This window comes from Acidovorax sp. Root275 (assembly GCF_001428965.1).
Lineage (GTDB): Bacteria > Pseudomonadota > Gammaproteobacteria > Burkholderiales > Burkholderiaceae_C > Acidovorax > Acidovorax radicis.
In genome coordinates this window covers 1,570,843-1,572,622 of record NZ_LMJH01000001.1, presented here as the reverse complement: position 1 = coordinate 1,572,622, position 1,780 = coordinate 1,570,843, and the positions used below count along the sequence as shown (strand labels likewise).

Here is a 1,780-nt window from a genome sequence, read left to right as displayed (position 1 = left end):
TTTGCGGTGTTGCCTGGCGTTGCCGTCATGCTACTGAGCAGATTGCTGCTGTCGTAGTGGTAGCAGGTTGCCGTGGGCGCCATGGAACTCATGCGTTGTGATGCCCTTTGAGTGGGCGGAAGCGGTTCAGGTATATTGGTTTGCATAGACAATAGCTTCTCGCTGCAACAGATCGATACTGTGGGAAATTTTCCCCAGTCAGCATTAATTCGCATCGCAAATGTCGTCGATGTGCTCGCCAGTGAGGAATGTACGATGCCAAAAGTGACCCAATAAAGATGACCCCCCCCAGCTCTGTACAGCTCAGCAAGTTTCTAAGCCTTGTCCTTAGGCATAAACCTGATGCCATCGGGTTGGCTCTAGACCCCCAGGGCTGGGCTTTAATCGATGAGTTGATCGTCCAGAGCCGCACCGCCGGTACCCAGTTCACACAGGAGGATTTGCTGTGTGTCGTCAAGACCAGTGAGAAGAAAAGATTTTCCCTTTCTAAAGACGGGCAACGCATCCGAGCGGCACAAGGGCATTCGGTGGTCGTAGAACTAGGGTTGTCACCCAAGGAGCCGCCGAGCCTCCTATACCACGGGACCGCAACGCGATTCGCCGAATCGATCCTATCTATCGGGCTAAAGCCGCAGGCTCGACAGCAGGTTCACCTGTCCGCAGACGAAGCAGTTGCCCATCGCATTGGACAGCGTCACGGCAAGCCAATTGTCTTTAAGGTCGAAGCCCTTTGCATGCATGTAAGGGGTTTCGCTTTCTTCTTGGCAGATAACGGCGTATGGCTGACTGATCAGGTGCCGCCCGAATTCTTGGCACACTCGTCATTTAGCACGGCGGATTCCGCGATGACCTCAAAGCAGCCAAAGCTATCGACATAGATCACAAAGTGGCGCATGACCCATCTGTCTCGCCATTCAGGCACTGCATCGTTTCGTAATTCCGCCACCCAATCGGACTCCGTGACCTCGCAGACCGTGTCGTAAGTATCAGTGAGATGCCAAAGGGTGCAATAAATCTCCGCGCGTTTGCGGAAGGCCCGTGGCTTGACGAATAGCACGTCCATCTGGCGCTCGTGTCCATCGTCATCGAAAACCATCGAGAGCAAAAGCCCTCTGTCTTCATCGATAATTTTCGGCTCACGAACCGCCGCAGTAGAAGGGCACGGGAGTGAGAAGATCGGTAGCTTTTCCATCATTGCCCTCCGGAACGACGAACCGTGTCAAATGGGCCGCCAGGGTTGTGCGATAGTTGATCAGTGAGCCTCTTCTCAAATTCTCCGCTGCCAGTTCGATTAACCGTATTCCACTCTGACCTTGCGACCCCTGCCGAATCAAGCGCCTGCGAAGAACGTGTATTCAAGATGATGGTCTTGCTATCTCGAACGATGTAGTCGATCGGAACTTCAGATGGCTTCATGGCACCAGAGCGGAGTGCAGCAGCCACTTCATCAACACTCTTGCCTGCAAAAATACCGTCCTTGCTGAACATCGCGCCATAGGTTTTCTGTGCAAACTGAGCATCGGCGGCTATTCCCTTCGCCGCAACTGATCCGGCAACTACTTTTTCCGCCGCACCGCCTGCCCCGCCTGCAGCCATCGCCGTAAATTTTATCGATTCGACTGCAAGACCCTTTAGGTACCCCATCGGGTCGAAGTTTGGAAACACGTTCACTTCGGCCTGCCGCCCATCCGGGTCCACGTATTTGTAGGGGTTGTTATTGGCGTAGGCGTACCGGTTGAACGAGTGAGTGTTTTCTTCTTTGAAGTCAACCGGATCAACG

At 53.7% G+C, this 1,780-nt stretch carries 2 protein-coding genes and 1 pseudogene; 1 reads left to right on the top strand and 2 read right to left on the bottom strand.

From position 1 onward, the window contains the following. The first annotated feature begins 248 nt into the window (after positions 1 to 248). Positions 249 to 878 (top strand): RNA 2'-phosphotransferase, encoded by a 630-nt coding sequence (locus ASE52_RS24980; RefSeq protein WP_010465574.1) that lies wholly within the window; start codon positions 249 to 251, stop codon positions 876 to 878. Here ASE52_RS24980 and ASE52_RS26005 read toward each other — a convergent pair. Further along, positions 791 to 1,192, bottom strand: a complete 402-nt coding sequence (locus ASE52_RS26005) for a hypothetical protein (protein WP_010465572.1) — start codon at positions 1,190 to 1,192, stop codon at positions 791 to 793. The genes ASE52_RS24980 and ASE52_RS26005 overlap by 88 nt on opposite strands. Next, positions 1,192 to 1,780 (bottom strand): annotated as a pseudogene (locus ASE52_RS26220) (hypothetical protein); the annotation flags it as partial. The gene ASE52_RS26005 and the pseudogene ASE52_RS26220, both read right to left, overlap by 1 nt.